At 60.5% G+C, this 26,399-nt stretch carries 27 protein-coding genes; 14 read left to right on the top strand and 13 right to left on the bottom strand.

Annotation, left to right across the window (positions count from 1 at the left end; all coding sequences use genetic code 11):
• The first annotated feature begins 38 nt into the window (after positions 1–38).
• From GGD46_RS12765 to GGD46_RS12780, 4 genes are all read left to right on the top strand, one after another.
• The gene (locus GGD46_RS12765) at positions 39–749 is read left to right on the top strand and encodes an ABC transporter ATP-binding protein (RefSeq protein ID WP_184704321.1); all 711 of its coding nucleotides are present in this window, start codon (positions 39–41) and stop codon (positions 747–749) included.
• Positions 746–3,295, top strand: a complete 2,550-nt coding sequence (locus GGD46_RS12770; protein WP_184704323.1) for an ABC transporter permease — start codon at positions 746–748, stop codon at positions 3,293–3,295. The genes GGD46_RS12765 and GGD46_RS12770 overlap by 4 nt, the downstream gene beginning before the upstream one ends.
• A 195-nt stretch (positions 3,296–3,490) precedes the next feature.
• Positions 3,491–4,231, top strand: a complete 741-nt coding sequence (locus GGD46_RS12775; protein ID WP_184704325.1) for a Bax inhibitor-1/YccA family protein — start codon at positions 3,491–3,493, stop codon at positions 4,229–4,231.
• A gap of 119 nt (positions 4,232–4,350) precedes the next feature.
• On the top strand, positions 4,351–4,908 hold the full coding sequence (locus GGD46_RS12780; RefSeq protein WP_184704327.1) for a GNAT family N-acetyltransferase: 558 nt from the start codon (positions 4,351–4,353) through the stop codon (positions 4,906–4,908).
• An 87-nt stretch (positions 4,909–4,995) separates the two neighbouring features.
• On the opposite strand, the gene GGD46_RS12785 is transcribed toward GGD46_RS12780, so the two are convergent.
• The 3 genes from GGD46_RS12785 to acnA all read right to left on the bottom strand — a co-directional run bounded on the left by GGD46_RS12785 (position 4,996) and on the right by acnA (position 9,413).
• Complete coding sequence (locus tag GGD46_RS12785; RefSeq protein WP_184704329.1) at positions 4,996–5,397, bottom strand: DUF2794 domain-containing protein; 402 nt, start codon at positions 5,395–5,397, stop codon at positions 4,996–4,998.
• A 329-nt stretch (positions 5,398–5,726) separates the two neighbouring features.
• A complete protein-coding gene (locus GGD46_RS12790) occupies positions 5,727–6,470 on the bottom strand; it encodes a DUF1223 domain-containing protein (protein WP_184704331.1) in 744 nt (247 codons plus the stop codon).
• 252 nt (positions 6,471–6,722) lie between these two features.
• Entirely contained in the window at positions 6,723–9,413 is a 2,691-nt protein-coding gene (acnA, locus tag GGD46_RS12795) for an aconitate hydratase AcnA (RefSeq protein WP_184704333.1), read from the bottom strand.
• A gap of 262 nt (positions 9,414–9,675) precedes the next feature.
• Here acnA and ccmA point away from each other — a divergent pair, with 262 nt between their 5' ends.
• The 5 genes from ccmA (at position 9,676) to GGD46_RS12820 (ending at position 13,047) form a co-directional block, all read left to right on the top strand.
• On the top strand, positions 9,676–10,323 hold the full coding sequence (ccmA, locus tag GGD46_RS12800; RefSeq protein WP_184704336.1) for a heme ABC exporter ATP-binding protein CcmA: 648 nt from the start codon (positions 9,676–9,678) through the stop codon (positions 10,321–10,323).
• Between the two features lie 340 nt (positions 10,324–10,663).
• Positions 10,664–11,323 (top strand): heme exporter protein CcmB, encoded by a 660-nt coding sequence (ccmB, locus tag GGD46_RS12805; protein WP_184704338.1) that lies wholly within the window; start codon positions 10,664–10,666, stop codon positions 11,321–11,323.
• Positions 11,324–11,502: 179 nt separating this feature from the next.
• A complete protein-coding gene (locus tag GGD46_RS12810) occupies positions 11,503–12,264 on the top strand; it encodes a heme ABC transporter permease (RefSeq protein WP_184704340.1) in 762 nt (253 codons plus the stop codon).
• A 1-nt stretch (position 12,265) separates the two neighbouring features.
• Positions 12,266–12,439 carry a heme exporter protein CcmD gene (gene ccmD, locus GGD46_RS12815; protein WP_184704342.1) on the top strand — a complete coding sequence of 58 codons (174 nt, stop codon included), beginning with the start codon at positions 12,266–12,268 and terminating at the stop codon, positions 12,437–12,439.
• The gene (locus tag GGD46_RS12820; protein WP_184704344.1) at positions 12,436–13,047 is read left to right on the top strand and encodes a DsbE family thiol:disulfide interchange protein; all 612 of its coding nucleotides are present in this window, start codon (positions 12,436–12,438) and stop codon (positions 13,045–13,047) included. The genes ccmD and GGD46_RS12820 overlap by 4 nt, the downstream gene beginning before the upstream one ends.
• 39 nt (positions 13,048–13,086) lie before the next feature.
• Here the strand turns inward: GGD46_RS12820 and GGD46_RS12825 are convergent, their stop codons facing one another.
• The 8 genes from GGD46_RS12825 to GGD46_RS12860 form a co-directional block, all read right to left on the bottom strand.
• Positions 13,087–13,482, bottom strand: coding sequence for a hypothetical protein (locus GGD46_RS12825; protein ID WP_184704346.1), 396 nt, complete (start codon positions 13,480–13,482; stop codon positions 13,087–13,089).
• Between the two features lie 125 nt (positions 13,483–13,607).
• Positions 13,608–14,195, bottom strand: a complete 588-nt coding sequence (locus tag GGD46_RS12830) for a DUF2585 domain-containing protein (RefSeq protein ID WP_184704349.1) — start codon at positions 14,193–14,195, stop codon at positions 13,608–13,610.
• Positions 14,192–14,911: a septation protein A gene (locus GGD46_RS12835; protein WP_184704351.1), complete on the bottom strand. Its 720-nt coding sequence runs from the start codon at positions 14,909–14,911 to the stop codon at positions 14,192–14,194. Before GGD46_RS12835 ends, GGD46_RS12830 begins: the two co-directional genes overlap by 4 nt.
• On the bottom strand, positions 14,908–16,419 hold the full coding sequence (gene ftsY, locus GGD46_RS12840) for a signal recognition particle-docking protein FtsY (protein WP_184704353.1): 1,512 nt from the start codon (positions 16,417–16,419) through the stop codon (positions 14,908–14,910). Before ftsY ends, GGD46_RS12835 begins: the two co-directional genes overlap by 4 nt.
• 18 nt (positions 16,420–16,437) lie before the next feature.
• A complete protein-coding gene (gene mtaB, locus GGD46_RS12845) occupies positions 16,438–17,712 on the bottom strand; it encodes a tRNA (N(6)-L-threonylcarbamoyladenosine(37)-C(2))-methylthiotransferase MtaB (protein WP_184704355.1) in 1,275 nt (424 codons plus the stop codon).
• A complete protein-coding gene (gene dapF, locus GGD46_RS12850) occupies positions 17,709–18,614 on the bottom strand; it encodes a diaminopimelate epimerase (protein ID WP_184704357.1) in 906 nt (301 codons plus the stop codon). Before dapF ends, mtaB begins: the two co-directional genes overlap by 4 nt.
• A gap of 105 nt (positions 18,615–18,719) precedes the next feature.
• A complete protein-coding gene (locus tag GGD46_RS12855) occupies positions 18,720–19,301 on the bottom strand; it encodes a hypothetical protein (RefSeq protein WP_184704359.1) in 582 nt (193 codons plus the stop codon).
• Positions 19,302–19,387: 86 nt separating this feature from the next.
• On the bottom strand, positions 19,388–19,840 hold the full coding sequence (locus GGD46_RS12860; RefSeq protein WP_184704361.1) for a PACE efflux transporter: 453 nt from the start codon (positions 19,838–19,840) through the stop codon (positions 19,388–19,390).
• A gap of 87 nt (positions 19,841–19,927) precedes the next feature.
• On the opposite strand from GGD46_RS12860, the gene GGD46_RS12865 reads away from it, so the two are divergent.
• Together GGD46_RS12865 and GGD46_RS12870 are read left to right on the top strand one after the other, a co-directional pair.
• On the top strand, positions 19,928–20,857 hold the full coding sequence (locus GGD46_RS12865; RefSeq protein ID WP_184704363.1) for a LysR family transcriptional regulator: 930 nt from the start codon (positions 19,928–19,930) through the stop codon (positions 20,855–20,857).
• 182 nt (positions 20,858–21,039) lie between these two features.
• Positions 21,040–21,483: an SRPBCC family protein gene (locus GGD46_RS12870; RefSeq protein ID WP_184704365.1), complete on the top strand. Its 444-nt coding sequence runs from the start codon at positions 21,040–21,042 to the stop codon at positions 21,481–21,483.
• Between the two features lie 78 nt (positions 21,484–21,561).
• Here GGD46_RS12870 and GGD46_RS12875 read toward each other — a convergent pair whose 3' ends face one another.
• Complete coding sequence (locus tag GGD46_RS12875) at positions 21,562–22,569, bottom strand: MBL fold metallo-hydrolase (RefSeq protein ID WP_184704367.1); 1,008 nt, start codon at positions 22,567–22,569, stop codon at positions 21,562–21,564.
• Positions 22,566–23,543 carry a hypothetical protein gene (locus GGD46_RS12880; RefSeq protein ID WP_184704369.1) on the bottom strand — a complete coding sequence of 326 codons (978 nt, stop codon included), beginning with the start codon at positions 23,541–23,543 and terminating at the stop codon, positions 22,566–22,568. Before GGD46_RS12880 ends, GGD46_RS12875 begins: the two co-directional genes overlap by 4 nt.
• A 375-nt stretch (positions 23,544–23,918) precedes the next feature.
• Between GGD46_RS12880 and ffh the strand changes: the two genes are divergently transcribed.
• The 3 genes from ffh (at position 23,919) to rpsP (ending at position 26,278) form a co-directional block, all read left to right on the top strand.
• A complete protein-coding gene (gene ffh / locus GGD46_RS12885; protein WP_184704371.1) occupies positions 23,919–25,487 on the top strand; it encodes a signal recognition particle protein in 1,569 nt (522 codons plus the stop codon).
• Between the two features lie 17 nt (positions 25,488–25,504).
• The gene (locus GGD46_RS12890) at positions 25,505–25,807 is read left to right on the top strand and encodes a chorismate mutase (protein WP_004107967.1); all 303 of its coding nucleotides are present in this window, start codon (positions 25,505–25,507) and stop codon (positions 25,805–25,807) included.
• 108 nt (positions 25,808–25,915) lie between these two features.
• On the top strand, positions 25,916–26,278 hold the full coding sequence (gene rpsP, locus GGD46_RS12895; protein WP_092717295.1) for a 30S ribosomal protein S16: 363 nt from the start codon (positions 25,916–25,918) through the stop codon (positions 26,276–26,278).
• Positions 26,279–26,399: the final 121 nt, after the last annotated feature.

The following is a 26,399-nucleotide window of genomic DNA, read 5'->3' on the forward strand; positions in this document are numbered from 1 at the left end:
ATTGTCTCTGATGTTCTCTGATATATAGGGCGTTCGCATTGGCAAAAACCATCATCGAGCTGAAGAAGGCGGATTTGACGCTCGGCAGCGCCGCGGCATCGGTCCACGTGCTGAAGAATATCGACCTGACGATTCTGGAGGGCGAATCGGTCGGTATCGTCGGCCCGTCCGGCTCCGGCAAGTCGACGCTGCTGATGGTGTTGGCCGGACTCGAGAAGCTCGACAGCGGCGAACTCTTGATCCGCGACACCCCCCTGCATAGCCTGAGCGAGGATCGGATTGCCGATTTCCGCGGCCGCAATATCGGCATCGTCTTCCAGTCCTTCCATCTGATTGCCAATATGACGGCGCTTGAAAACGTTGCCGTGCCGCTTGAGCTTGCCAATGTCCGCGATGCCTTTGGCATCGCCCGACGCGAGCTGGAGGCGGTGGGGCTGGGCGAAAGGCTCAGCCACTATCCCGGCCAACTCTCGGGCGGCGAACAGCAGCGCGTGGCGATCGCCCGGGCGCTCGCGCCTTCGCCGGCTGTGCTGATCGCCGACGAGCCGACAGGCAACCTCGACACCGATACCGGCCGGCAGATCGCCGACCTTCTCTTTGCCCAGCAGGCCGAGCGCGGCACGACCATGTTGCTGGTGACACACGACCCCACCCTTGCCGCCCGCTGCTCACGCCAGATCCGCGTTCGCTCCGGCGAGATCGAGAATGACAGCGCACAGTCGCGCGTCAATCAGGCGGCAATCGCATGACGAGTGCAGCGCGAATGCGACTGTCACTCGCCTTCCGCCTTGCCTTGCGCGAACTGCGCGGTGGCCTTGGCGGTTTTTACATTTTCCTCGCCTGTATCGCGCTCGGCACCGGCGCCATTGCCGCCGTCAACTCCGTGTCACGCTCGATCACCGATGCGATCTCGACGCAGGGACAATCGCTTCTGGCGGGCGATGCCCGTTTCGAGCTGCGCAATCGCGAGGCGACGCCAGAGGAACTGGCCTATCTCCAGGGTCTCGGCAAGCTCTCCCGTTCCACCAATTTGCGCTCGATGTCCCGCCTGCCTGATGGCTCCGACCAGGCTCTGGTCGAGGTCAAGGCGGTCGATGAGACATATCCGCTCTACGGCGCCTTCGAAGCCGACCCCAACCAACCCCTCTCGACCCTACTTGCTGCCAAGGATGGCAGCTATGGTGCCGTCGTCGCCCCGTTACTGCTCGAACGCCTGAACCTCAAGGTCGGCGACAACCTGCTGTTGGGCAATGCGAAGCTGCGCATATCAGGCGTCATCAAGAATGAACCGGACGCCGTCTCGGAAGGTTTCGGCTTCGCTCCGCGGCTGCTGACCAGCCGCGACGCGCTGGCCGCTTCTGGCCTGATTACAACGGGCAGCCTCGTTGAGCAGGCCTACAGGATCCGCATGGACGATCCCGCAACCGGTTTGCGCAAGATCGGCGATCGCGCCAATGCCGCCTTCCCGCAGGCCGGCTGGTCGATCCGCACCAGCGCGCGCGCCGCGCCGGAGCTTGCCGACAACGTCACGCGCTTCTCGCAATTCCTGACACTGGTCGGGCTGGCCGCCCTCATCGTCGGCGGCGTCGGCGTCGCCAATGCCGTGCGCGCCTTCCTCGATTCGAAGCGCACCACCATCGCCACCTTCAAGTGCCTCGGCGCTCCGGCCTTCGTGGTCGTGCTGATCTATCTCATCCAGATTGCCGCCATCGCGCTTGCCGGCGTTGCTGTCGGCTTGGTTCTCGGCGCTATCGCCCCGATGATCGCTTCGCAGTTCATGGCGGAATTCCTGCCCATATCGACGGCGCCGCGGTTCTATCCCGGCCCCCTGATGCTGGCGGCGGTGTTCGGGTTGCTGACGACGCTTGCCTTCGCCATTCCGCCGCTAGGCCATGCCCGAGAGGTGCCGGCAACCGCGCTTTTCCGCGAACAGGGTTTCGAGGCTCGCCGCCTGCCCGGCTGGCCCTATCTGCTTGCCGCCAGTTTACTGATGGCGGCGCTTGCCGCTTTGGCCATCGTCACCGCCTATGACCGCTTCATCGCCATCGTCTTCGTCGTCTCGATTGCCGGGGCGTTTGTCGTGCTGCGTGTCGTTGCTGCGCTGCTCGCCTGGCTTGCCCGCCGCAGCCCGCGCGTGCGCTCGCCGGCGTTGCGTCTGGCGATCGGCAATATTCACCGGCCGGGCGCACTCACGTCTTCGGTCGTGCTGTCGCTGGGCCTCGGCCTGGCGCTGCTGGTAACCCTGACATTGATCGACGGCAACATGCGCAGCGAACTCATGGGGCGCATGAGCGAGAAGGCGCCGAATTTCTTCTTCGTCGATATCCAGGGGCCGGAGCTCGAGGGATTTCGCAAGATCGTGCTCGACATCGATCCGAAGGGCAAATTTGTCGAAGCGCCGATGCTGCGCGGCCGTATCGTCGCCTTCAATGGTGAAGACGTGACCAAGATGAAGGTGCCGGCGGCAGGGCAATGGGTGCTGCGCGGCGACCGCGGCATCACCTATGCCGAAACTCTTCCGGAAAATGCTGCGATCACGGACGGCAAATGGTGGGACAAGGACTATGGCGGCGAACCGCTGGTGTCCTTTTCCGCCGAGGAAGGCAAGGCTCTTGGCCTGAAGCTCGGCGACAAGGTCACCGTGAATGTGCTCGGCCGCAACATCACCGCCAAGATCGCCAGTTTCCGCAAGGTGCAATGGCAATCTCTGTCGATCAATTTCGTAATGATCTTCTCGCCGAATACCTTCAAGGGCGCACCGCATGCCTGGCTCGCGACCCTCACGGATAGTTCCGCCACTCCGGAGCAGGAAGCGGCGATCCTGAGGAAAGTCACCAACGCCTATCCGACGATAACAAGCGTTCGCGTCAAGGATGCGCTCGATGTCGTCAGCACGCTTGTGGGGCAGCTCGCCACAGCCATTCGCTCCGCCGCATCGGTCGCGCTTATCGCCTCTGTGCTAGTGCTGGCAGGCGCGCTGGCGGCCGGCAACCGCGCCCGCACGCACGATGCCGTCATCCTCAAGACGCTCGGAGCGACACGTGCGACGCTCATTCGCGCCTTCAGCTACGAATATCTGATCCTGGGGGCAGCCACCGCCGTCTTCGCGCTGGTCGCCGGCTCCGTCTCGGCTTGGTATATCGTCAGCCGCATCATGAAGCTGCCGTCCGCCTTCATGCCTGATGTCGCCTTCTCCACTCTCGTCATTGCGCTGGTGCTGACGGTCGGGATCGGCCTCATCGGCACATGGCGTATTCTGGGTCAGAAAGCGGCACCCGTTCTGCGGGAGCTGTAAATCAGCTTCGCGGATTAACCGACACCGCGAAAACCGCGCGATATTACATCGATTTAACATCGGTCAGGCCGCTTGACCCTTGTCTACAAGGCTGGAAAGCCTCATATTCTGTGCAGGCATGCTGAAGCTTCGCAGCGGCGCCTGGGCCTGAAAGGCCCGACACCGTACCCAAATCGGAGCTTGAAAGAGGAAAACATGGCTGACTATCGCAATTACCAAAACCGGGCGCAGAGCGGTGCGCAGTCCGGTGCGATGATAGACGAGGGCCTTCGAGCCTACATGCTCAAGGTCTATAACCTGATGGCGCTGGGTCTGGCGATCACGGGTGTTGCGGCTTATCTCGCCTTCTCGCTCGCTTTCGCGAACGGACACATCACGGCCTTCGGTCAGGCGATCTATCTGAGCCCGCTGAAGTGGGTCGTCATTCTCGCCCCGCTCGCAATGGTCTTCTTCCTGAGCTTCAGGATCAACCGCATGAGCGTGGCCGCCGCGACGACGACCTTCTGGGTCTACGCCGCGCTGGTGGGTCTGTCGCTGTCGTCGATCTTCATCATCTACACCGGCCAGAGCGTCGTGCAGACCTTCTTCGTGACCGCCGCCTCCTTCGGCGCGCTGTCGCTCTACGGCTACACGGCCAAGCGTGATCTGTCCGCGATGGGCTCGTTCCTGATGATGGGTCTCTTCGGCCTGATCATCGCCTCGCTGGTCAACATCTTCCTTGCTTCGTCCGCCCTGCAGTTCGCCATCTCCGTGATCGGCGTCCTGATCTTCGCAGGCCTCACCGCCTATGACACGCAGCGGATCAAGGAAATGTACTACGATGCCGACGATTCGACCGTAGCCGGCCGCAAGGCGATCATGGGCGCTCTGTCGCTGTACCTGGACTTCATCAACCTGTTCATGTTCCTGCTGCGCTTCATGGGCAACAGAAACTAATCGAACGGTTTGAATAACCATCGAAAAGGCGGCTTCGGCCGCCTTTTTGTTTGCCTGGAAAAGAGGCCTGCGATTTGATGGCAGCCATCGTCATCAGCAGATCAGGCAGTAAGAAACGCATGTCCGTCCGCCTCCGCAACGCAACCTTAGACGACCTGCCCCACATAACCGCCATCTACAGAGATTCTGTGCTGAATGGCACGGCAAGCTACGAGATTACGCCTCCAGGCGAAGAAGAGATGGCAGGCCGGTTTCGCGCGATCCAGGAAAAAGCCTACCCCTACATCGTCGCCGAGGATGCAGACGGCACATTTCTCGGCTATGCCTATGCCTCGGCATTCCGCACACGACCGGCCTATCGCTGGATGGTGGAGGATTCGATCTACCTTGCTCCGGAGGCCCGCGGGCGCGGGATCGGCAGATTGCTACTGAATGCCCTGATTGACAGCTGCCAGACACTGGGCTTCCGCCAGATGGTCGCCGTTATCGGGGGAGCGCATCCCGCCTCCGTCGCCGTGCATCGGGCTGCGGGATTTACCGAAGCCGGATTGCTCAAGGGCACGGGCTACAAGCATGGCCGGTGGCTGGATACGATGCTGATGCAGAAGGCGCTTGGCGAGGGAAATGCCACCGATCCGGACCCGTCGGTCTATCCGGGTATCCTGTTCCAGGGGTAGGATCGATCTGTTGGTCTACCCTTGAATGCTCTCTTCCCTCGGTTTCCGGGACGGGCGGGCTTTTACCATCAAGACCGTGGGGAAGAACTACTTCTCCACCAGCTTCAGCTGCTTGTCGAAAACCTTCAGCACCTGGCTGAGGTCATGTCCGCGCTTCAACGTCATCCCATTGGTATTGATGACGGAGAAGGCGCCCTGCTTGGCGGCGAGTTTCGGGTTCTTCTCGATGCGGAAAAGCGGCATCTCGCCGGAGCGCTTGAAGACGGAGAAGACCGCCTTGTCCTTGAGATGATCGATGGCGTAGTCGCGCCATTCGCCTTCGCCGACCATGCGGCCGTAGATCCAGAGTATGGCATCCAGCTCACGGCGATGGAACGTCACCGGCAGCGGATCCTTGCTCTGCTTGTATTCTCTGAAATCAACGATGACGGAGGAATTAGTCTCGGCGGAGCGGCTTTCGCCGTGTCGCAAATCCGGCTGATCAGTCATCAATCCCCCAAGGGCTATCTCATGACAGGAGAATGACAGTTTGCCTCAGCCGCATCAAATTGCAAGCCGTCTGACGGCTCACAATTTCTTTCCCGTGCCCAAAAGCATCTCTGCAGCGCCGCATTTCAGTCAAAACGACGCCCAATTTGCAGGAAGTATAGGCAGCCGCTTGGCGCCGCCGCGCCAAGCGGCCCGGCCGGGGCGCATCGATAAACCCCAGCCCCGAATGCGTCCCCGCCGGGCACCCCCCTATTTCGGCGTCAGCCGAAATAGGGGCCTTTCCGCGCCAGCCGAAGCAAGAGACGTTCCCGATCAAATAGACTGGGCGCTTAGCCGTCCGAACCCACCGTCAGCACTGTCGCACCGATAATAGCCGAGGGATCGCCGGAGGGCGACGACGACTGCAGAAGGACGGCAAGCCCTCTTCGTCCGGCTTTGGTCAACACATTGGCGGGCAACACGATATTCATCGCCCTGCCATCCCACATGCCGACTGTCTCGACATCGGAAACCGCATGCATATAGGCAATTTGCTGGCCGTTGTTTTCGCCACCCTTGGGAGCCACCATCTGCTCCTTGTCGAAATAGACGACGACGACATTGGCTTTGCCCTGGCCAGCACCGATCTTGATCGAAAGCTCATCATCCTTCGTGCTGGCGTTTACCGGCACGGTCAGCCCCTCACCGGCACGCTGGAAAGTATCGAGCTTGATGTTGATCGCGTTGAGATCGGCACCATTCATATGGTCCCGACCATTGATGATGGCCTGCGGCGTGTAGACGCCGCTGCGACCGAGCGTGCGGGCATAGGCATACTGGCGAGCGGTATTTTCCTTGTTCGCCATCGTGTCGTTCCAACCCAGATAGTTCCAGTAGTCGACATGATAGGCGAGCGCCACGACGTCGCCCTGGCGAATCAGCTTGCGGAAGGCAGCGTCGGCCGGCGGACAGGAAGCACAGCCTTGTGCGGTGAAAAGCTCGACCACGCCCTTGATCTTCGCAGCCTCCTGCGCATGCAGCGAACTTGCGAGCGCGATGCCTGCCAGAAGTGGAACCGAAAATCGAAGGCGCATTTCTCTCTTACCTCTGTATCAAACTCGCCAGCCGCCTGCGCAGCCCCCAAATACCCGCTAGTCTTGGGGCGATAAGGCCATATCAAGCCCGAAAAACCTGAAACAAGAGATAATAGCTTAGCGTGATGACGCAAAGTCACGATGGGGTGAGGCCAAGGCCGCATGGCAGCTGCGCCGAACACATCCCCGTGAAAAAGAAGAGGCCGCCGGAAGAGTTTTCCGGCGGCCTCGTAAGATCGGAATGGATACGTATTAGGCGGCGAGATCGCGCAGAACGGTCTGCAGGATGCCGCCATTGTTGACGTAGACGACCTCATCCAGCGTATCGATACGGCAGATGATCGGGATATCGCGAACCGTACCGTCGCCATAGGTGACCTTGGCGATCTTGCGCTCGCGCGGCTTGATGTCTGCCAGACCTTCGATGGTGACGAGTTCGTCACCCTTCAGGCCGAGGCTTGCCCAGGTGGTGCCTTCCTCGAAGACGAAGGGGATGACGCCCATGCCAACCAGGTTCGAGCGGTGGATGCGCTCGAAGGACTGGGCGATCACAGCGCGTACGCCGAGCAGGTTCGTGCCCTTGGCAGCCCAGTCGCGCGACGAGCCGTTGCCGTATTCGACACCGGCGAAGATGACGAGCGGAACGCCCTCGGCCTTGTACTGCATGGCCGCATCGTAGATCGAGGTCTCTTCCTTGGACGGATAGTGGATGGTGTAGCCACCTTCCTTGCCGTTCGCACCGAGCATGTGGTTACGGATGCGGATGTTGGCGAAGGTGCCGCGCATCATGACCTCATGATTGCCGCGACGCGTGCCGTACTGGTTGAAGTCGGCAACGCCGACGCCATGACCGATGAGGTAGGAACCCGCCGGCGAAGCCGCCTTGATCGAACCGGCCGGAGAAATATGGTCGGTGGTGATCTTGTCACCGAAAAGGCCGAGAACGCGAGCGCCCTTGATGTCGGAAACGCCGGCGCCCTTCTTGCCCATGCCCACGAAGTAAGGCGGGTTCTGAACGTAGGTCGAGTTGTCGTCCCAGGCATAGGTCTGGCCCGGAGGAACCTGTACGGCCTGCCAGTTGGCATCGCCCTTGAAGACGTCGGCATACTTGCTCTCATAGAGCTCGCGCGTGACGTACTTCTGGATGAACTCCTGAACCTCGTGCGAGGTCGGCCAGATGTCCTTGAGGTAGACCGGCTTGCCGTTCTGGTCCTCACCGATCGGCTCCTTCGTCAGGTCGAGCTGTACCGAGCCGGCGAGCGCGTAAGCGACGACGAGCGGCGGCGAAGCCAGGTAGTTTGCTTGAACGTCAGGCGAAATACGGCCTTCGAAGTTGCGGTTGCCCGAAAGCACGCCCGATACGATCAGACCCTTGTCGTTGATCGTCTTCGAGATCGGCGCCGGCAGCGGGCCGGAGTTGCCGATGCAAGTGGTGCAGCCGAAGCCGACCAGGTTGAAGCCGAGCTTGTCGAGATCGGCCTGCAGGCCAGACTTGGCGAGGTATTCGCCGACAACCTGCGATCCCGGTGCCAGCGAGGTCTTGACCCACGGCTTGGTCTTCAGGCCCTTGGCAACGGCGTTGCGGGCCAGAAGGCCGGCAGCGATAAGCACCGACGGGTTGGAGGTGTTGGTGCAGGAGGTGATGGCAGCGATGGCAACGTCGCCATGGCCGATATCGAAATCCGTGCCTTCGACCGCATAGCGGTTGGAGAGCTGGCCGGGCTTCTTGTATTCGGTTTCCAGGGAAGTGGCGAAGCCGGAAGCGATGTTTTCCAGCGCGATGCGGCCTTCCGGACGCTTCGGGCCGGCCATCGACGGCACGACGTCGCCAAGGTCGAGTTCCAGCTTATCGGTGAAGACGAGGTCGGAACCGTCATTGTCGCGCCACATGCCCTGAGCCTTGGAATAGGCTTCCACGAGCGCGATACGGTCCTTGGCGCGGCCGGACATGTTGAGGTAATTCAGCGTTTCCTTGTCGACCGGGAAGAAGCCGCAGGTCGCGCCGTATTCCGGACCCATATTGCCGATGGTGGCACGGTCTGCGAGCGGCATGTTGTCGAGGCCAGGGCCGAAGAATTCGACGAACTTGGAAACAACGCCCTTCTTGCGCAGCATCTGTACGACGGTCAGGACGAGGTCGGTCGCGGTGACGCCTTCCTTGAGCTTGCCGGTCAGCTTGAAGCCGATAACTTCCGGAAGCAGCATGGAGACAGGCTGGCCGAGCATTGCAGCTTCAGCTTCGATACCGCCAACGCCCCAGCCGAGAACGCCGAGACCGTTGATCATGGTCGTGTGAGAATCGGTACCGACGCAGGTGTCGGGATAGGCGATCGTTTCGCCGTCCTCTTCCTTCGTCCAGACGGTCTGGCCGAGATATTCGAGGTTCACCTGATGACAGATGCCGGTGCCGGGAGGAACGACGCGGAAGTTCTTGAATGCCTGCTGGCCCCACTTCAGGAAGCGGTAGCGTTCGCCGTTGCGCTGATATTCGAGCTCAACGTTCTTGGCGAAAGCCTGCGGCGTGCCGAATTCGTCGACGATGACGGAGTGGTCGATGACGAGGTCGACGGGAACGAGCGGATTGATCTTTTCCGGATCGCCGCCGAGGGAGACCATGGCGTCGCGCATGGCAGCAAGGTCGACAACAGCGGGAACGCCGGTGAAGTCCTGCATCAGCACGCGTGCCGGGCGATAAGCGATTTCGTTCTCGACGGTGCCCTTGTTGGTCAGCCATTCGGCGACGGCAAGGATATGTTCCTTCGTGACCGACTGCCCGTCTTCAAAACGCAGCAGGTTTTCCAGAAGCACCTTCATGGAGTAAGGCAGCTTGGAAACACCGGGCAGACCATTGGCTTCAGCCTTAGGCAGGCTGAAATAGACATAGTCTTTCCCGCCCACGGTCAACGTGGAACGACAATTGAAACTGTCAAGAGATTTAGACACGAGATACCCCGTTTCTGATAGCCAACACAGTCGTGCGAACGCCTATGCACTTTATGCACATCAGGATGCGGGTACGGCCATTTCCGCTGTCCGCACGTAAGGTGAAAACCTTATGTTCGGCGCAAGGATGAAATTCACGCCGACCGCTGGCGTGGTTGCAGGTCTTATAGATAATTTCGTAAAGACTTGCCAGAGTGACAAAGCGCAAATTTGGACAATTTTTTGCGCGTTGCAGCAACGAAAACGGGGAAAGCCTGAGCGAATGCATCTAAGCGCTGAAAATCTGGCGGCAAGGCGGGGCGAAGACCTGATTTTCTTGAATGTTTCCTTCAACTTGACTGATGGAGACGCCCTCGTTCTGACAGGCCGCAACGGGTCGGGAAAATCGACGCTTCTGCGCGTTGTGGCAGGCCTTCTCAGGCAAGAGAAAGGCACTGTCATATTTACCGGAAAGGACGGCGAATCTGCCCGTCCGGCAGGCGAAGCCAGCCACTATCTCGGCCACCGTAATGCGATGAAATCCGAGCTGACCGTCGCCGAAAATCTGACCTTCTGGAAGACCTTTTTCGGCGACATGGCGGGCGGCTCCGGCCTCGATGTCGATGAAGCTGTCGATGCCGTCGGACTCGCCAGCATCACGCAGCTGCCTTTCGGCTACCTCTCCGCAGGCCAGCAGCGGCGAATCGCTTTTGCCAAGCTTCTGGTCGCCTACCGTCCGATCTGGATCCTCGACGAACCGACGGCAGCACTGGACAGCTCGGCCGACCAGCTCTTTGCGCAACTGATTACAGCGCATCAGAAGAGTGGCGGCATTATTCTCGCTGCAACGCACCAACCGCTTGGCTTGGAGAATGTGCAGGAGATGCGGATGACGGGGTTTGCCGGTGTGAGCGAGGGGATGTGGGGGTGAGTCCAATGTTTTTGCCTACGCCGCACCTTCGAGACCCCCCTCTGTCCCTTCGGAGAAACTCTTCGCTGCGCGATGAGTTGCCGCCCTCCGTCACTGTCGTGACATCTCCCCCACAAGGGGGGAGATTGTGGGCCGCAGCTGCTTACCCAAAGCAACCTCGATATGATCTGCGAGTATCGAACGTCGTTGCTTGGTGCCGAGTGAACAGCGAGCTACCGATCTCCCCCCTTGTGGGGGAGATGCCCCAAAAGAGCAGAGGGGGGTGGCGAGAAACAAACGCTTCTCCCGCCTGGAGCCAGGCGAAAGGCAATTCCCCGATTCACTTTGAAAGCCACACCCCATGACCGCCCTCTTCCTCCGCGACCTCAGACTTTCGGTGCGCGCCGGCGGCGGGGCGTTGATCGGCATCCTTTTTTTCCTCACTGTCGTCGCCGTCATCCCCTTCGGCGTCGGGCCTGATCTGAAGCTCCTCTCGCGTATCGGCCCCGCCATCGTCTGGATCGGCGCGCTGCTCGCAAGCCTGCTCGGCCTTGACCGGCTGTTCCAGGCCGAGCGCGACGACGGCTCGCTCGATCTGCTCGTCATGCAGGAAACGCCACTGGTGCTGACGGTATTCATCAAATGCACCGCCCATTGGGCGGCAACCGGCCTGCCCCTCGTCATCGCCTCGCCGCTTCTCGGCCTCTTTATGAATATGAACGAGACGGCGATCGGCGCGACCGCGCTGACCCTGCTCGTTGGCTCACCGGCGATCACTTTCATCGGCGCGGTCGGTGCAGCGGTCGCGGTGGCGCTGCCGCGCGGCGGGCTGCTGGTCTCCATTCTGGTGTTGCCGCTCACCATTCCCGTGCTGATCTTCGGCGTCAGCGCCACCTATGCCGCCGTCGAGGGGCCACAGCCCTTCCTGCCGCCGTTCCTGATCCTGATCGCGCTCACCTTATTCTTCGCCGTCCTCGGCCCGGCCGCCGCCACCCTTGCCTTGCGGAACACGACTGATTGATCAGAGCAATTCAGGAAAAGTGCGAAGCGGTTTTCCGTCCGGAATTACGTAAGAACAAAAGGATAGAGCGTTTTCGCGTTTCGAAGAAAAGCAGAAAGGCTCTAACGCAGATACTGTTTCGTCGATCTGAGACAATGCGGTCGATTGCCGGAAAAGCCATATCGGGTTAAACAAGCCGCATGAGCGATATCAGCCCCGCGATCAGCCGTTTTTCCGACCTCGCCAACCCCACGCGGTTCTTGGCGTTTTCGGCGCGTCTCATTCCCTGGCTGGCTGTCATCTCGGCCGTGCTTTTCGCAATCGGCCTCTATCTGTCCTTTACGACCTCGGGCGACTACCAACAGGGCGATACCGTCCGCATCATGTATATTCACGTTCCCGCCGCCTGGCTGTCGATGATGTGCTACACGATCATGAGCATGTCGGCGATCGGCACGCTGGTCTGGCGCCATCCGCTCGCCGATGTCGCGGGCAAAACGGCAGCTCCACTCGGCGCCGCCTTCACGCTGATCGCGCTGGTGACGGGCTCGCTCTGGGGCAAGCCGATGTGGGGTACCTATTGGGTTTGGGATGCGCGCCTGACCTCGGTCTTCATCCTGTTCCTGATGTATCTCGGCCTGATCGCGCTCAACCGCGCCATGGACGATCCGTCCAAGGCCGCCCGCGTCGCCTCCATCCTGACGCTGGTCGGCTTCATCAATATCCCGATCATCAAGTTCTCCGTGGACTGGTGGAATACGCTGCATCAGTCGGAAAGCATCATGCGCGTGGATGGCCCGGCTATCGACGCTGAATTCCTCTGGCCGCTTTTCACCATGGCGCTGGCCTTCACGCTGCTGTTCTTCACGCTGCACCTGATGGCGATCCGCAACGAGATCTGGCGCCGCCGTATCGCCGCGCAGCGCCGCATCGCCGCGCGCATGGCGAGCCGGGAGGAGTAAGATGAGCCATCCCTTCTACGTCTTCGGCTCCTATGGCTTTGCAGCCTTCATGATCCTTGCCATCATTGCCTGGGTATGGATCGACGGACGCCTACGCCGTCGCGAACTCGCCGCATTGGAAGCCTCCGGAATCCGCCGCCGCTCGCAACGCGCGCCCGAGGGCGAGACGAAATGACTGCGGATACCGACGACAAGAATGAGCAAAAATCGAGCGGCACCGCGCGCTATCTGCTGGCGCTGATTCCGCTGATCGTCTTTGCCTGCATCGCGCTTGCCGTCGGCAAGGTCATGTATGATCAGGAAGTGCATGGCACCGATATTTCAGCCATTCCCTCGGCGCTCATCGGTACGAAGGCGCCGAAACTTGCCTTGCCGCCGCTTGCGGGCTCCAACCTGCCGGCGCTGACCGATGATGCCATCAAGGGCAAGCTGACCCTCGTCAACGTCTTTGCTTCCTGGTGCATCCCCTGCCGCGACGAGCATCCCGTGCTGAAGGAACTCGCCAAGAGCGGCCAGCTCAACATCGTGGCGATCAACTACAAGGACACGAGCGAGAACGCGCTCCGTTTCCTTGGCGAACTCGGCAATCCCTACAATGCCATCGGCATCGACCCCAACGGCACCGCCGCCATCGACTGGGGCGTCTACGGCATTCCGGAATCCTACCTCGTCTCGCCCGACGGCACGATCCTCTACAAGCAGGTCGGCCCCTTCACGCCCACCAGCCTGAAGGAAGGGCTCTATCCAGCCATAGCGAAGGCGCAGGGGAAGTCCGCTTCCTAGGGCAAGCTTCTTTCGGCGGTCTGTTCGGATGACGAACGCTTATTTGGTATCGCACAAAAAATTCAATCCGGCGAATGTGCTCATGACTTCTTCCGCCGGAACGTCCTTAAGTGTCGGATTGCGATTGAGAAAATCACAGAACATGTCGCTTATCTTTGCAGCATCGATCTGGGGTGGAATACACATGTTTACGCCAACAGAATCGCCGAAATATGCCCAGTTCGTCATCGCTCTGGCATTCGGAATCGACTCGGCAATCCCGCGACGAGCAACAAGTTCATCGCGGTTCCACTTGTCCAGCCAGCCAATGACATAGCCGGAAACAAACTGCCGGGAGCCGCCGCAATCGGCAAGTAGCCGGCCAGCATCGGAAAAGCCTGCTGGCGACTTGGATGCAATAACTGCCAATAAAGTTGCAACTGCGATGCTCGACATATGCCCTCGCAAGATCCCAGACGCCAGGGCAATTTCGCGCCAGCGCAATACCGGCAAGTGTAGATGCAATTTTATGGCGATTTTTGGCAGCGACTTGAACCGATGCCACTGGATTCGAAGACTCGTTAAATTCCGCCCTGCCAGGTCTTGATTGCTTCGACGGGCCACACCAGCATCAGCACATTGAGTGTGAGATTGTCGCGGATCAGCCAGCCGGTAAGCAGCTCGAAGAAGATGGCAATGGCAACCGTCACCACCACTGGCGCGCGCCAAGCGAACAGGAAGCCAACCACCATGAACACGGCATCCATTGCCGAGTTGAGGATGCTGTCGCCGACATAATCGAGCGAGATTGTCGCCGCACGGTAGCGATCGATGATGATCGGGGAATTCTCCAGAAGCTCCCAGCCAGATTCGATCAGCATGGCAACGAAGAGTCGCATCGGCAGCGGCTTGCCGCGCATGATCAGATGCGTCAGCCCGAAAAATAGGAAACCGTGAATGATGTGCGACGGGGTGTACCAGTCGGCGATATGCTGCGAGTTGCCGCTCGAATTCACCATCGGCTCGAAGAGCTTTACATAGCCGCATGTGCAGATCGCCACACGGCCCATCATGTGTTCCGCGACGATCTGTACGAGCAGGATGATGGCGCAGGCGATGAACCAGAAGCTCAGCTGCTGGCGGCTTCGGTCATCGAACGCCTGGCTCATTTCCCGTTGTCCGCCGGCTGCTCGATCGTGTGCTTCATGATCAGCGGCATCTGCGACAAGGTGAAGAGAATGGTGATCGGCATCGTTCCCCAGACCTTGAAGTTGACCCAGAGACTGTCCGCAGCCTTGACGTCGGGCAGGTAGTACCAGTTCGAGCCGCGCCAGACGACTTCGTTGAGCACGGCGAGAACGAAGAAGAAAATGCCCCAGCGCAACGTCAGCTTGCGCCAGCCCTCGGCATCGAGCTGAAAGGCGGCATTGAAGACATAGCCGAGCAGCGACTTGCCGAAGGCAAGGCCGCCGAGCAGCGCGACGCCGAACAGCGCATTGACGATCGTCGGCTTCATCTTGATGAAGGTCTCGTTCTGCAGGTAGATGCCGAGCGCGCCGAAGACGAGCACAACGATACCCGATACGAAGGGCATCAGCGGCAGATGGCCGAGCATGACCTTCGAGACGATGAGCGAAAGTACCGTTGCGGCCATGAACAGGCCGGTGGCGACGAAAAGCGGGCCGCCGAGGGTCGCTAACTGCGGGAAATGCTGTACCAGCCACTCACCGCGCAGATTGCCGAAGAAGAACACCAGCAAAGGCCCGAGTTCCAGCACCAGCTTCAACAGAGGATGATGCTTGTCGGCAGCGCTTGGGGCGAGATCGCGGTCACTGGTCGTCATTGCGGCACTTTCCCTGTCATCGAGCTTATTATTGTCGTTCATTGGCCGTTTCCAGCGCCCGTGCCGGCGATGGCATTGGCGAAATCCTCGGCCTCGAATGGTTCAAGATCGTCTACACCTTCACCGACGCCGATGAAATAGACCGGAAGTTTGTGCTTGGCCGAGATGGCAACGAGAATGCCGCCCCGCGCCGTGCCGTCGAGCTTCGTCATGATCAGCCCGTTGACGCCGGCGATGTTGCGGAAGATCTCCACCTGGTTCAAGGCGTTCTGGCCTGTGGTGGCATCGAGCGTCTGCAGCACGGTATGCGGCGCGTCCGGATCGAGCTTGCCAAGCACGCGCACGATCTTCTCAAGCTCGGCCATCAGCTCCGCCTTGTTCTGCAGACGGCCGGCCGTATCGATGATCAAAACGTCGCTCTTATTGGCCTTCGCCTGCTGGAAGGCATCGAAGGCAAGGCCGGCAGCATCCGCGCCAAGCTTGGTGCCGATGAATTCAGATTTCGTACGCTCGGCCCAGATCTTCAATTGCTCGATGGCGGCGGCACGGAAGGTATCGCCGGCGGCGACCATGACCTTCAGTCCGGCGCCCGACAATTTCGCCGCCAGCTTGCCGATCGTCGTCGTCTTGCCGGTGCCGTTTACGCCGACGACGAGAATGACATGCGGCTTGTGGCTGAGATCGAGCTGCAGGGGCTTTGCGACCGGCTTCAGCACCTTGGCGATTTCCTGCGCCATGATCCGGCCGACGTCTTCGCTGGTCACATCCTTGCCGTAACGCTCGGATGCCAGAGTATCGGTGACGCGCATCGCCGTTTCGACGCCAAGATCGGCCTGGATCAGCAGATCTTCCAGATCCTGCAGCGTCTGGTCGTCAAGCTTGCGCTTGGTGAAAAGCGCCGCGATCTGACCGGTCAGCTGCGACGAGGTGCGCGCAAGCCCTGCGCGCAGGCGCTGGAACCAGGAGAGTTTTTGCTTTGGGGCTTCCGGAGCCAGCGCTGGAACGGAAGCGGCGGTGGAAAAGCCCTTCGGGAGGATAGGGGCTTCTGCTGAGGTGTCGGTGTTTTCCGAAGAAGGTTCGGAGTATCTCGACGAAAGTTCCGAGCTCGCTGGAACTTCCTCACCCCCCTCTGTCCTGTCGGACATCTCCCCCACAAGGGGAGAGATAGGTTCGGCGGAGGCTCCCTCCGCTGTAATATCAGTTTCAGCGCTTTTGGCTTGCTCCGGCTCAACAACTTCACTTTCGTCGGCCTGTTCAACCGCGAACGGCTCGTTCGATAAAACTTCTGCGACCTCGTCAGCCTGCTGCTCTTGCTCAGCCGGCGCGTTGCTCTCCAGCCGATCTCCCCCCTCGTGGGGGAGATGTCCCGAAGGGACAGAGGGGGGTGACGAGGGCTCGGCAAACTCAAAAGCCGGCGAAGTATCCGCAACAGGCGCATCCTGCTCGACAACAGGCGCCCCAACCTTCGGCGAAACCTCCGCAGGCGCCTGCTCCTCAGCCGGCTTTTCGCGGCCGAAGGTGAAGACTTTTTTGATGAAACCGAGCGCCATGAAGTGTCCGTTGAAGCATTAGGCCGCGTCGGCGGCCAGAAGTTGCATGTCGAGGTGCTTGCCATTGTGGCCGGTGATTGCGACCTGCACAAGGTCGCGCGGCCGAAGGCCGGGCGCGGCGACAAGCGTGAAGTTTTCCGTATGCGCCAGCCCGCCATTCTCCACAAGCAGCCATTGCCGCGTGCCGACCATCTTGTCCAGATGGGCCTGATGCAATCTTTGTCCAGCCTCGCGCAGGCGGGCGGCGCGTTCCTTGATCAGGCTGCGATCGAGCTGCGGCATGCGGGCGGCCGGCGTGCCGGGGCGCGGGCTATAAGGGAAGACATGCAGATGCGCGATGCCGGCCTCTTCAGCCAGGCCGACGGCATTGGCGAACATCTCTTCCGTCTCCGTCGGAAAACCGACGATCATATCCGCGCCGAAACTCGTCTCAGGGCGCAGGCGTCGCACATCCTCTATGAAGCCGATGGCGTCAGCACGCGAATGCCGCCGCTTCATCCGCTTGAGAATCATATCATCGCCATGCTGTAGCGAGAGGTGCAGATGCGGCATGAAGCGCGGTTCGTCGGCAATGAGATCCATCAGATGCTGATCGGCCTCGATGCTGTCGATCGACGACAGCCGCAGCCGGCGGATTTCCGGGATCTGCTTCAGCAGCGTCTTGGCAAGCAGGCCGAGCGTCGGCGTTCCCGGCAGGTCGGCGCCATAGCTCGTCGCATCGACGCCGGTCAGCACGATTTCGCGATAGCCACTTTCGACCAGATTGCGTGCCTGATCGACGACAGCGCCCATCGGTACCGAACGCGAATTACCACGGCCGTAGGGAATAATGCAGAAGGTGCAGCGATGGTCGCAGCCATTCTGCACCTGGATGAAGGCGCGTACATGGCCGTCGATATGGCGGATCATCTGCGGCGCGGTTGCCCGCACGCTCATGATGTCGTTGACGCGCAGCTTCTCTTCCGCCGAGACGCCAAAATCCGGCAGGGCGCGATATGAGGCGCTCTTCAGCTTCTCCTCATTGCCGAGCACGGCATCCACCTCGGCCATTTCGGCGAAGGTCTGCTTCTCGGTCTGCGCCGCGCAGCCTGTCACGATGATGCGGGCATGCGGATTGTCGCGCCTTGCCCGGCGGATCGCCTGGCGCGCCTGACGCACGGCCTCGCCCGTCACGGCACAGGTATTGACCAGAATAGCGTTGTTGAGCCCGGCTTTCTCCGCCTCGGCCCTCATCACTTCGGATTCATAGGTATTGAGGCGACAGCCGAAGGTAATGACCTCGACCCCGCTCACCGCGCCTGAGCCCCCTGCTCTTCATCGCGCGAGAAGCTGCCGGTCACCGGGTCGACCATGCCGGACCATTCCCATTCGGCTGGCCCTGTCATGACGACATGGTCGTTGCTTTCAAGCCATTCGATGGTCAGCTTGCCGGGTGCCGGCGCGGAGGCGACATCGATCGTCACCTTACGGCCGGTCCGGCCGGTCCGGGCGGCGCTGACGGCAGTCGCGCAAGCCGCCGAACCGCAGGCAAGCGTCAGGCCGGCGCCGCGCTCCCAGGTGCGGGTGCGCACAAGCGTCGGCGAAAGCACCTGCGCCAGCGTGATATTGGCACGCTCGGGAAACATCGGATGGTTTTCGAGCAACGGGCCGAACCGATCGAGATCGAAGGACATCGGGTCCTTGTCCACCCAGAAGATGGCATGCGGATTGCCCATCGAGGCGACCGAGGGCGAATGCAGCACGGGATTGTCGATCGGCCCAATCTGCAGCTCGATGCGGCTGGTATCGGCAAATTCCTCGGCCAGCGGGATCTTGTCCCAGGCAAAGACCGGCTTGCCCATATCGACCGAAATCGTGCCGTCCTCATGCTCTCTGGCATTCAGGATGCCGGCGACGGTCTGGAAGGTGAAAACCTTCTTGCCGGTTTCGGCAGCCAGCGCCTGCACGACGCAACGCGTGCCATTGCCGCAGGCCTGCGCCTTCGTGCCATCGCAGTTCAGAATGTCGATCCAGGCATCGGTGCCCTGCACCTTGGGGTCGTGGATCGCCATGATCTGGTCGAACTGGGTGGCCGGATCGGCATTGAGCGCAATCGCCGCCGCCGCCGTCACCACATCCTTGCGGCCGCGCATGTCGACGACCAGGATCTTGTTTCCAAGCCCGTTCATCCTCGCGAATTCGACCATATTGCTCATGGGATCATTCCTATTGTCGAGCTGTATATGGCGGAAACGCGGGGGAATTACCAGTGGGGTGAGTGGGCCCATGGTCTGGGCATCGGATCAGGTAAAGGCTGAAAGTCAATTCTCTCGGCGGAGATCGGTCGCAAATAGGCCAAAACGAGTGCCGTGGCCGACAACGATGATATGGGTGCCGGTCGCAAGGCCTTGCCTGAACTCGTCGGAAACACCACACACCCTGTCGAATCCGACTATTAGGTCCTGAAGTTCCAATGGTGAATAGCAGTGCTTTTCATAATGATTGTCAGCTCGGCCAACCGTGTATGCAAGCTCTTGGGGATGCCCTGCGACCAAGGCCAGGATGATCGGGCCACCGACAACCGCCGCCCGGCTTCCCATGAAATAAACGAAGAAAGGACAGAATAAGACTGCGATGTCTTTCTTAATTTCGCTTCCGGGAACTGCGTCTCGCCTGATTATAAGGAGCCCGAATATCAATATTCCTGAGACCAACCCTATCGCAACGCGGAAACCACTGGTCGTTGAGACCCACTCGGTCGAGGGGAGAAACCGATAGCCAAGTATCGTTACAAAAAGAGCGATAAGGAGAGGCAGAAATTCGAAAAGGAAGAAAGCCGCCAAAAGAACTCTAAGTGGTTTACTGAATCGCTGCTTGATCCCCTCATGTATCGACTCGGCCATAAGACAACCACCACAAGATTGCTCCTTACCCCCTATGGCATATCACCGATTGTTGTTTCAAGATGTCTGCCTCCGCGAAAAGGCGGTCAACGGGAGGCCACCGCAACGCTGGGTTCGTCTTTGGAAGCTGTCTTGATCGGAAACGCCCAGTCATAGGCGATGTTGAAGACGAAGGCGTAGACCAGATAGAAGGTGACCACTGCAATATCCATCAGAAACGCCGCAAAGAGCGTGATCTGAAGATACCAGGCAATGAACGGGATCAGGATGACCACGAGGCCCGCTTCGAAAAGCACGGTGTGGATGATCCGGATACCGATGGTCTTCTGGACCTTGCCGCGCAAACGCATCAGCGCGCGGTCGAAGCCGAGATTGTAGATGAAGTTCCATAGTGTCGCCAGGGTCGCCCCGACCACGCCGATGACGCCCATATCGGCAATAGGCTGATTGAAGACGATTGCCGCGAGCGGCGTGAATGTGGCCAGGCCGATAAGTTCAAACAGGACGGCGTGCCGAGCACGATCTCCGAAACTGCGCATTTTTCAAGCTCCTATATTTGTTGTCGGCCGTCCTTCTATCAGATACATTGGGGCTATAAACTTAGAAACTATCTGGAATTCTGATAGATGGACGTTTCGCTGGAGCAACTGGAAGCTTTCGTCACGGCTGCGGAAAACGGGTCCTTCTCGGCCGCCGCACGGCGCCTTCGCAAGGCCCAGTCCGCCGTCAGCCTCTTGATCTCCTCCTTGGAAGACGATCTCGGCATCAAGCTCTTCAGCCGCGCAACACGAAACCCCACCCTCACCGAGGCAGGAACGAGACTGCTCCCGGAAGCCAAGCTGCTGCTGGATCGCCGCGAACATCTGATCGGCGTGGCCAGAAGCTTTGACGAGCACATCGAGACGCGTCTGGTCGTCGCAATCGACGAATTCTATCCTGAGCCTGCGATCGGCAGTCTCTTTGCTGACTTCGCGGATCGATTTCCGCATGTCGAGCTGGAACTCCTGTCTCCCCACTCGCAGGCCATTACCGGAATGGTTCTCGAAGGCGAGGCAGATATCGGGGTGATGTGGCGGGAAGAACAGCTCCCGCCCGAGCTCGATTTCGTCACCATCGGCTGGGTCCCGCTGATCATGGTCTGCGGGCGCGACCATCCGCTTGCGGAAAGCACGGTCAGCTGGGAGGACCTGAAGCGCCATCGCCAGATCATGGTCACCAAGCGCCGCGACGTCGCCAGAAGGCACCAGGTCAGGGTTGCCGCCGAGGTCTGGTGGGTCGAGAGCCATTGGGTCATTCTTCAGATATTGCGGCAGGGCATCGGCTGGGCGCTCATCCCGGCCCATATTCTGGCGAATTCGCAGCTGGCGCCGGAACTGGCGACGCCCCGGCCACTCTTCGATAGCGGCGCCCATCCGGTCGCTCTCGAGCTTGTCTGGCACAAACAACGGCCGGCCGGCCCAGCAGCAAAATGGTTGCGGGAACATTTCGTCGCAAATGGCAACAGGCACGGAATACTGGAGGCAAGCGCCAATCGGCATCAGGCGCAGGAGGGGTAATGGCGTCGATTGGAGATTGTTGCGTATCCAGGCATGGCAACTGTCGGCTTCCGACATATGTCATTGCCATCGGCTTCATGCTGGCAGAACATTTTTCGAAAAAGCATCGACCCCATGTCGGATCGCCGAAAGTTCGCTCGTCCTAGGCTCGTCCACTCCGTCAATTCAGAAGGAACATAGCCATGCCGAATACCATACGCCTGCATCGCGTTCTGGCCACCAGCCCGCAGAAGGTCTATCGCGCATTCATCGAGGCGGACGCGCTCGCCAAGTGGCTCCCGCCGAACGGCTTCGCCTGCACCGTGCACCACATGGAACCGAGCGTTGGCGGCACCTTCAAAATGTCCTTCCGCAATTTCACGACGAACGAAAGCCATTCCTTTGGCGGCGACTTCCGCGAGCTCATCCCGGGCGAGCTGGTGCGCTACACCGACAAGTTCGACGACCCGAACCTGCCGGGCGAAATGGAAGTGACCGTGACGCTGAAGAAGGTCATGGTCGGGACCGAAGTGAACATCACCCAGGCCGGCGTGCCAGACGTCATTCCGCCGGAAGCCTGCTATCTCGGCTGGCAGGAATCGCTGCAAAATCTGGCAAAGCTGGTCGAGCCCGAAATCAAGCAGTAAAGTCTGCCTGTCCTAGAGCTTTTTGCAAAAGCCGCCCTGTGCTTTTGGGGCGGCTTTTTTACCCTCATGCATCCTCGGTCAAACAACGGGCACCTCGAAGACTTCCCCAGCCCTCAACGGGCGAAACCGGTCCGGCTCCACACCCTCGGCTTTCAGTGCTGCATCGAGCGCATGAACGGGCTCATCGATCCCTTCATCCGTCAGCTGGAAGGTCGCGAAGTGATGCCCGGCGACATAGGCTGCGTTGCAGAGCTTCATGCCCTTCACCGCCTCTTCCGGATTTTGGTGCTGCCCCTTCATGAACCAGCGCGGCTCATAGGCGCCGAACGGCAGGATGGCGAGGCGGAAACCGCCATGCTTGCGGGCGACAGCTTCATAATTGATGCCATCGTGAAAGCCGGTGTCGCCGACATGATAGATCTTGCCCGATGGCGTGGTGAGCACGAATGCCGCCCAGAGTGCCATGCGCCGGTCGCCCATGCCCCGCGCCGACCAGTGATGGCAGGGCTCGACATCGATGGTGACGCCGGCATTGATAGCAATGCGGTCGCCCCAGTCGACGACGCTTATGTCGGCGTTGGGAACGGCGCGCCGGATGATCGTATCGTTGCCGAGCGGCGTCACGATGTCAGGCCGATGCGCCTGGTGCAGCCGCGCCAGCGTTTCCAGATCGAGATGATCGTAGTGATTATGCGTCACCAGCACGAGGTCGATATGCGGCAGGTCTTCGAAGCGGATGCCGGGCGGCACCACGCGCTTCGGCCCGAAAGAGCGAAAGGGGCTGACCCTTTCGGACCAGACCGGATCGGTCAAAATGTTCAGCCCGGCAATCTGCACCAGCATCGACGCATGGCCGACCATCGTTACCCGCATCTGCTCGCTGAAGACATTCCGGTCAGGCTTGGCCGGGGGAAAGGCGCTGATGACGGGATTTGGCCAGCGCACCCGGCCGCCACCGAACTGCCATCTCAGCAGATCGAATGCATTGCCCGGCGCGACGCCGCCGGGATTGAAAAAGTGCCGGCCATCAAAATGGTCCGAAACCGGGCCTTGATAGTACGGGTTCTTCTTGCCGGAGCCCGTCATGGCGCATCGATTTCCTGCGATCCCGTTGGTACGCCGAATTTCGCGAGCCATTCCTCCGCTTCTTGCGCCGTCAGCGCCTCCTCAAGCACGACATTCGCCGGCATGGCAAAAAGCTGCGGCGTGAAGAAGCTCGTATCCCAGAGCGCTGCACCTTCGATCGGAGCCGAAAGCAAAATGACCTGCCGGCCATCGATGCGGGCAATCGTATCGACGGACGCCTCGCCGGAAATCTCCACGAGGCCCGAGCGGTCGGGCTGCACCGTCTCATAGCGCCACCAGGGTTCGTCATTGCCCTCCTCGGCCACGGTCACGCAGCGCGCCATGTCGATGATGAACCGATTGGGCGCACGGCCGCCGGGCAATGTCTCGCCGAATGCCGCCTGGATCAGCGTGAAGAGGTGAAAACAGTTGACGATATTGTCGTAGCGGAGACGAAAGCCTTGCCTGCTCGGCAGATGCAGCACGAGAAGAGCGTCGCTTCGGCTCAAGAGCACCTGGCGAACCCAGGCAGCACCCGGCGTATAATCCTGCAACTCGGCAAGCTGCGCCATCAGCGCCTTGTTGCCGGCGGCGAGCTTGCGCTCCTGCGGCATGGCGGAAAGATGCGAAACGGCCGACTGGCCGAGCAGCTGAAAAGCATCGAGCAACTGCCTTTGCCGCGGGCTCAGCTCCTTGCGGCCGGCAAAACCGCGATGGATCTGCGGCAACCACGCCATATAGAGATCCCACACCGCTGCACCGCTGCGCTCCACCGCCCCGCCCTTTTCGACGATGGTGCCGAGCATGTTGGCAAGGATCGCAGCGCCCGGCGGCGGCAGGCGGCTAAGCTCGCGCGCTGCCCGCGCTGCGATCTTCGGCTGCGCCTTAGCGCTCGCATAAAAGGCTTGCGCCACCGCGTTGAAGCGTTGGTCGACGCGACCGCCGGCATAAGCGCGACAGGCGGCAAGAAGATCGGTCAGGGCTGCGTCATTCATACGGAACTATCTCGGGGAATCGTCTGATGGCGGGGTTCGGTACAAGATTTCGGGGCCGGCATTGCCGATAAAACGATGTTCATATAGCGATATCGGCCCGACATCCCAGGCATTTCCCGCTCTTGGGTTGACTTTGCCGGGCTTTTCCTGTTTATCGCCCGCAATCTGCGACGAGCACAAGCCTCCGAGCCACCGACCGGGACCCATAAAGGTATAAAGAGATCCCGGAGGTCAACACCCGACAGCGCGATGCGCCCTCGGGTGCTTTTTGGCTTTGCGTCTTGTTTTCGTCATGGAAAAGCACGACGTTTTCGGGCGAGGAGCTGCGCAGGTTGCGCCAGATCCAAATCCCGAGCGATCGATAAGGAAGAATTGATGTTTGAAAACCTCCAGGACCGTCTTGGTTCCATTCTGAATGGACTGACAGGCCGCGGCGCGCTTTCGGAAGCCGATGTTTCCGCAGCACTTCGCGAGGTTCGCCGCGCGCTCCTCGAGGCCGACGTGGCGCTGGATGTCGTTCGCTCCTTTACCGACCGCGTTCGCGAAAAGGCCGTCGGCGCCGAGATCCTGAAGTCGATCAAACCCGGCCAGATGGTCGTCAAGATCGTCCATGACGAACTGATCGAAATGCTCGGCGGCGAAGGCGTGGGCATCGACCTCAACGCGCCGGCCCCGGTCGTCGTCATGATGGTCGGTCTGCAGGGCTCCGGCAAGACCACCACCACGGCCAAGATCGCCAATCGCCTGACGAGCCGCGACCGCAAGAAGGTCCTGATGGCCTCGCTCGACACGCGCCGCCCGGCAGCGCAGGAGCAGCTGCGCCAGCTCGGCGTCCAGACCGGCATCGACACGCTGCCCGTCATCGCTGGCCAGTCGCCGACCGATATCGCCGCCCGCGCCGTTCAGGCCGCCAAGCTCGGCGGCCATGACGTCGTCATCCTCGATACCGCCGGCCGCACGCATATCGACGAGCCGCTCATGGTCGAGATGGCGGATATCAAGAAGAAGTCCAACCCGCACGAAATCCTGCTGGTCGCCGATAGCTTGACCGGTCAGGACGCCGTCAATCTCGCCCGTAATTTCGACGAGCGCGTCGGGATCACCGGCCTCGTGCTGACCCGCATGGACGGCGACGGCCGCGGCGGTGCCGCCCTTTCGATGCGTGCCGTCACAGGCAAGCCGATCAAGCTGATCGGTGTCGGCGAAAAGATGGGCGAGCTGGAAGAATTCCATCCCCGCCGTATCGCCGACCGCATCCTCGGCATGGGCGACATCGTTTCGCTCGTCGAAAAGGCTGCCGAGAATATCGACGCCGAGAAGGCGGCCGCCATGGCTGCCAAGATGGCCAAGGGCAAGTTCGACCTTAACGATCTCGCCGACCAGCTCGGCCAGATGCAGAAGATGGGCGGCATGGGCGGCATCATGGGCCTGATGCCCGGCATGTCCGGCATGAAGGACAAGATGGCCGCTGCCGGCCTCGACGACCGCCTGTTCAAGCGCCAGCTCGCCATTATCTCCTCGATGACCAAGGCGGAGCGCGCCAATCCGGATCTCTTGAAGCATTCCCGCAAGAAGCGCATCGCCAGCGGCTCCGGCACCGACGCCTCCGACATCAACAAGCTTCTGAAGATGCACCGCCAGATGGCGGACATGATGAAGATGATGGGCGGCAAGGGCAAAGGCGGCATGATGAAGCAGCTGATGGGCGGCCTTGCCGGCAAGATGGGCCTCGGCGGCGGCATGGGCGGCATGCCCGACCTGTCGAACATCGACCCCAAGCAGCTCGAAGCCCTGCAGAAGCAGGCCGAAGCCGCTGGCCTCGGCCGTCCCGGCGGCTTGCCGGGCCTCGGTGGTGGCGGTGGCCTGCCCGGTCTGGGCGGCGCCAAGCTCCCTGGCCTCGGCGGTGGTTTCCCGGGCCTTCCCGGTTTGCCTAAGAAGAAGTGAAAAGGATCGCTGACACCATGATTGATCCAGACGTCAAAGCCCAATTGGGCAACTATCGCCAGTCGATCGACAATATCGATGCCGCACTGGTGCACATGCTGGCCGAACGCTTCCGCTGCACCAAGGAAGTCGGTGTGCTGAAGGCCAAGTACGACCTGCCGCCGGCTGATCCGGCGCGCGAAGAATACCAGATCGAACGCCTGCGCCGTCTGGCAAAGGACGCAAATCTGGACCCGGATTTCGCCGAGAAGTTCCTGAACTTCGTCATCAAGGAAGTCATCCGGCATCACGAACAGATCGCTGCCGATCTGAAGGCGTGATCCCGAAATGCGTGCAGCGGCTTATCGAGAGAGCGCCGGCGACACGTACCATAGAAACGAACATGCCGCCTAAACGAAGCGGTCAAGAAAAGCCTAAGGAGAATTAACATGGCACTGAAAATTCGTCTCGCCCGCGGTGGTTCCAAGAAGCGCCCGTACTACCACGTTGTTGTTGCCGACGCTCGCTCGCCGCGTGACGGCCGCTTCCTGGAAACCCTCGGCTCCTGGAACCCGATGCTCGCCAAGGACGACGCCAAGCGCGTTGAACTGAAGGCCGAGCGCATCAAGCATTGGCTCGACCACGGCGCACAGCCGACCGACCGCGTTCTGCGCTTCCTCGCCGAAGCTGGCATCGCAACGCGCGACGCCAAGAACAACCCGGAGAAGGCAAAGCCGGGCAAGCGCGCTCAGGAGCGTGCTGCTGAAAAGGCACAGAAGGCTGCTGACGCCGCTGCTGCTGCTTCTGAATAATCAGTCCTTGTGACTGTCAAAAACGGGCGGCATGGCAACATGCCGCCCGTTTTTCATTTCCCATCGGCTGACGTTCAGCCTATGAGAGAACGCAACTACGGCCCAGCGCGTTACATCTGAC

Origin of the sequence: Martinezella lusitana (assembly GCF_014207095.1) — a bacterium.
In the GTDB taxonomy this organism is placed as follows: domain Bacteria; phylum Pseudomonadota; class Alphaproteobacteria; order Rhizobiales; family Rhizobiaceae; genus Rhizobium; species Rhizobium lusitanum_B.